Here is a 4,494-nt window from a genome sequence, read left to right on the forward strand (position 1 = left end):
CAATCATATTGGCGGCCATCGAAGAAAGCGCCGGATGACCCGCTGGAATGCGTGGAAAGAGGAAATGAAGCACCGGCCGCATCCCCGCCGACAACTGCTCAATCAGCCCCGCCCGCCGTCCGATCTCCAAAATTCCCGTCCAGAACGCCATCACCCCCAGCATCGTGATTCCCAGCGAGACTGCATCCCCCGCCGCTGCAAGCATTCCCTCCGTCACCGCCCCCAGCGTCCCATGCACCGCCGCCCAGCCAAGCCCCGTAAGCATCATAAACGCCCAGAGTGCATTTAACATGCATCTACCTCCCTGCTGTCATATGGTACGCTCAGAACATTTTATACTCAGACAAGTATAAAAAGACGCCAAATATACACCATCATAAATAGATACAATTATATCGTTTCTTTTCGTCCATTCCGCTTGCATTTCAGAATTTGGATCTTTAAAATAAGAACTATCATCTGCTTCACATGACAGATATTCTTTGAAAAAGGCCATTTTATATGGATTCTCCTGCCAAAAACCGTGAAGACATTGAAATATGATTTAATATTATGAAAACGAGGTATTCAGAATGAAACAATCCGCAGATTTAAAGCGTCTCCTCACCTCCATCGATCACAAAAGCTATCCGGCTTACAAGGACGTGCGCGGCACTTATGATTTTAATACGTATATTTTATCCATCGACCATGTACAGGGTGACCCGTTTGCGTCCCCTTCCAAGGTCAGTATCCAGGTCCGCCACGCGAAAGCCGGATTTCCGGCAGAGCTCTTTGATACACCGTGGAAAAAAACAGCGCTTGAAGATTACCTGCTCCGCTGTTTTTCCCGTGAAATCGGTCGTCTTTCTTTCAAGGCAAAAGGTTCTGGAAAAAGTGGTCTGATCGCCACCAGCCGCCCCGGTCAGGAGGTTCTCTCCCGGACCGCCTGCGAGATCGGGAGAAATGAGATTACAGCCCGTTTTGAGGTTGGTTTCCCGGCATTCGGGCGCACCATCAACTCAGGTGAACTGATCCGGATTTTCTTTGATTTTCTTCCAGGCTGTGTCGAAAACGTCTTTTTCTACCGCCGCCAGAACACCGCTGAAATCAAAAAACGCATCACACTGGCAGACGACCAGCAATTTATCCGCAATGAGCTGAAACGCTTAGATCTTGTCTCCTTCGTCGCAGACGGCTCAATCCTGCCGCGTGAAACCGGCGTCTCCGACCGTCCGATGAAGGGCAGTGTTGCATTCCATTCCCCGGATTCCTTAAGAATCACTCTGAATCTTCCGGGACACGGTCCGATCTCCGGCATGGCAATCCACCGCGGCATCACCCTGATCGTAGGCGGCGGCTACCACGGCAAATCCACACTGCTAAAAGCGCTGGAATCCGGCGTCTACAACCATATTCCGGGGGATGGACGTGAATATGTCATCACCGATGAAACCGCAGTCAAGCTGCGCGCCGAGGATGGACGCAGCATCAACCACGTTGATATTTCTCTCTTTATCCGGGATCTGCCGAACAAAAAAGACACCACCTGCTTTTCCACCGCCGATGCCAGCGGCAGTACCTCCCAGGCGGCAGCCGTGATCGAAAGCATTGAAGCGGGAACCCGCGCTTTCCTGATCGACGAGGACACCTCCGCTACCAACTTCATGCTGCGGGACGACCTGATGCAGCGCATCGTCAGCCGCGATAAAGAGCCGATCACCCCGTTCATCGAACGCGCCCGCGATCTCTACAAGCAGGCAGGCATCTCCACCGTCCTCGTAGCCGGAAGCTCCGGCGCCTACTTCTTCATCGCAGACACTATTATCCAGATGGATGCATACCGCCCGTTTGATATCACGGAGATGGTAAAAAATGCCTGCGAACAGGAGGCTTCCAAACCCGCCATCCAGGCGCCTGGGTTCAAGCTCCCGACGGTTGGACGGAAGCTGGCGGCTGGCGGAACAGGACGGGCTGTGGGCGCGATGGCGCTGAATTTTGGCGACAGCCGCGCAGAAGCTGGAGGTGAATCTCAGGAAGAGGGCGAAAACAGCGGTCGTTCTGGACGGTTTGGCAATCGCGGCGGCAGCGCCTCCGATGCAGGACGCTTTGAACGCGGTCGCGGAGGACGCCGCGAAGCTGACCGAAATTCCGACCGGAACACGCGTATCAAAGTCCGTGTCCACGACAAACACTCTTTCCAGGTTGCCAAAGAGCCGGTCGATCTGCGCTTCGTCGAACAGCTTGCCGACAGCGAGCAGACCGCCGCACTCGCCCAGATGGTGCGCTACTGCCTGGAAAAAGGGCTTCTGGAGCGCTGCACCGTACAGGAAACGGTTGCCACACTCTTAAAAGCCTATGAAGCAAACGGGCTCTCTGTATTCAGCGATGCTTCATATGCCGCCATGGGACTGGCAATGCCGCGCGTGCAGGAGATTTATGCTTGTTTAAATCGTTTCAGAGGATGATTGGATACACAAAAGAGGGCTGCATTTTGCAAGCCCTCTCTTTCTATTTTTGCATTTTACACTGAACCATTTGCAAATTTCATCTTGGCTCATCCCTGAACCCTGCCAAAATCTATCCTACCCTTCGCACAGCGCCCGCATCACGCCCTCAACCGTCTCTATCTTCTCTGCTCTCCACGCGTTTCCGCCGCAGAAAATCAACGCATGATCTTCATCACCGCGGGCGGCATTGACGAGTGCCTGCGTGATGCAGTATGGGATCTTCGCCGGATCACAGTGTTCCAGACACTGGTAACAGTGTGTCACTGCCTGTCTTCCTTTTTCCAGTTCTTTTAAGAACGCATTCTTGATCGCACGTCCCGGCATGCCGACCGGACTTTTGACAATCACGATGTCCTCTTCCTTCGCATCCAGATATGCCTGCTTATATGCCATCGGTGCATCGCATTCCTCGGTTGTCACAAAACGGGTTGCCACCTGCACGCCGTCCGCGCCAAGCTCCATCTGGTGCATCACATCCGCATGGTCGTAGATGCCGCCAGCCGTCACAACTGGAATCGATTTTCCATATTTCTGCGCGTATTTTTTAACCAGCGCGATAATTCCCCGCACTTCCTCGTCATATTCCGCCTGATGGAATGTCTCGGCTGCGTGCGGCGTGTCTACCTCCAGCTCGGTCAGCTTCTCACGGTCAAATCCCAGATGTCCGCCCGCCAGAGGTCCCTCAACGACCACCAGATCCGGTGCGGTCTGGTACTTGCGGTCCCACATCCGACAGATGACCGTCGCCGCCTTAACGGAGGAAACGATCGGCGCAATCTTCGTCGCCGTCCCTTTCACATACTCCGGCAGGGAAACTGGAAGTCCCGCGCCCGATATGATCAGGTCAGCGCCCGCCTTGACCGCCGTTTTAACGTACTCCGCATAGTTTTTCGTCGCCACCATGATATTAAAGCCCACGATGCCGCCCTTCGCGATCGCGCGCGCCTTCTGTAACTCTGAACCGATCGCGCGCAGGTTCGCCTCCTGCGGATGTTCGGCAAAATCCGGCTCCCGGAAACCGATCTGGGCAGTGGAAATAATGCCGATGCCGCCAGCCCCCGCCACGGCTCCTGCCAGCGAGGACAGGCTGATGCCAACCCCCATACCGCCCTGGATGATCGGAAACTTCGCCGTCAGATCACCAATTTTCAGCGGTTTTAACTGTGATAAAATTGTACTCATACGATCTCCTATATTCACAAAGGGGACCGCCGCGCGGCAACCCCCTTTCAATATCTATTTTTTAGATTTTTCTAAAACGTTCATACCGCTGCTCCGCGATCTCATCCGGCGTCTTTTCCGCGCAGGACTGGAAGAATTCGCGCATATGGCGGTCGATGATGCGTCCGATCTCCTCGATGTTGTCATCGGTTGCCGGCTCATCCTCGCAGATAATGCGCTCGATCATGCCAAGCTCATACAGGTCCTCCGCCGTCATCTTCATGACCTTCGCCGCCTCGCTGGCTCTCTTGGCATCTTTCCACAGAATCGAAGCAAAGCCCTCCGGAGAAAGGATCGAGTAGGTCGCATTCTCCATCATCCATACCTCGTTGGAAACCGCCAGCGCCAGTGCGCCGCCGCTGCCGCCCTGACCGGTGATAATCGCCAGAATCGGCACCTTCATATCCGACATTTCAAAGAGGTTGCGGGCAATCGCCTCGCCCTGGCCTCTCTCCTCTGCCTCCATACCCGGGAATGCACCTGGCGTATCGACAAAACAGATGATCGGACGGTTAAATTTCGCCGCCTGTTTCATCAGACGGAGCGCCTTTCTGTATCCTTCCGGAGACGGCATGCCGAAGTTGTGCTTCATGCTGTCTTTCGGGGATTTACCTCTCTCCTGTCCAATGACTGTGACCGGCATTCCATAGAAGGATGCCACACCGCCGATGACCGCCATATCATCGCCATAATACCGGTCGCCGTGGAACTCGGTAAAATCGTCAAACAGGATCCGGATATAATCGCTGGCGTTCAGATGTCCGGCGCTACGGGACTGGCGTAC

The 4,494-nt window shown here is 54.4% G+C and carries 3 protein-coding genes and 1 pseudogene; 1 reads left to right on the forward strand and 3 read right to left on the reverse strand.

What is annotated here, in order from left to right; all coding sequences use genetic code 11:
* Positions 1-292, reverse strand: a pseudogene (locus QVO97_RS05425) (nucleoside recognition protein); the annotation flags it as partial.
* Positions 293-572: 280 nt separating this feature from the next.
* Between QVO97_RS05425 and QVO97_RS05430 the strand changes: the two are divergent.
* On the forward strand, positions 573-2,447 hold the full coding sequence (locus tag QVO97_RS05430; protein WP_022359376.1) for an ABC-ATPase domain-containing protein: 1,875 nt from the start codon (positions 573-575) through the stop codon (positions 2,445-2,447).
* A 117-nt stretch (positions 2,448-2,564) separates the two neighbouring features.
* On the opposite strand, the gene QVO97_RS05435 is transcribed toward QVO97_RS05430, so the two are convergent.
* Both QVO97_RS05435 and accA read right to left on the reverse strand, forming a co-directional pair.
* Complete coding sequence (locus tag QVO97_RS05435) at positions 2,565-3,671, reverse strand: NAD(P)H-dependent flavin oxidoreductase (RefSeq protein ID WP_022359377.1); 1,107 nt, start codon at positions 3,669-3,671, stop codon at positions 2,565-2,567.
* Positions 3,672-3,732: 61 nt separating this feature from the next.
* Positions 3,733-4,494: acetyl-CoA carboxylase carboxyl transferase subunit alpha (accA, locus tag QVO97_RS05440; RefSeq protein WP_288189049.1), on the reverse strand; the 762-nt coding region annotated here is incomplete at its 5' end.

It is taken from the genome of Clostridium sp. CAG:43, assembly GCF_000434655.1.
GTDB classification, from domain to species: domain Bacteria; phylum Bacillota; class Clostridia; order Lachnospirales; family Lachnospiraceae; genus Otoolea; species Otoolea fessa.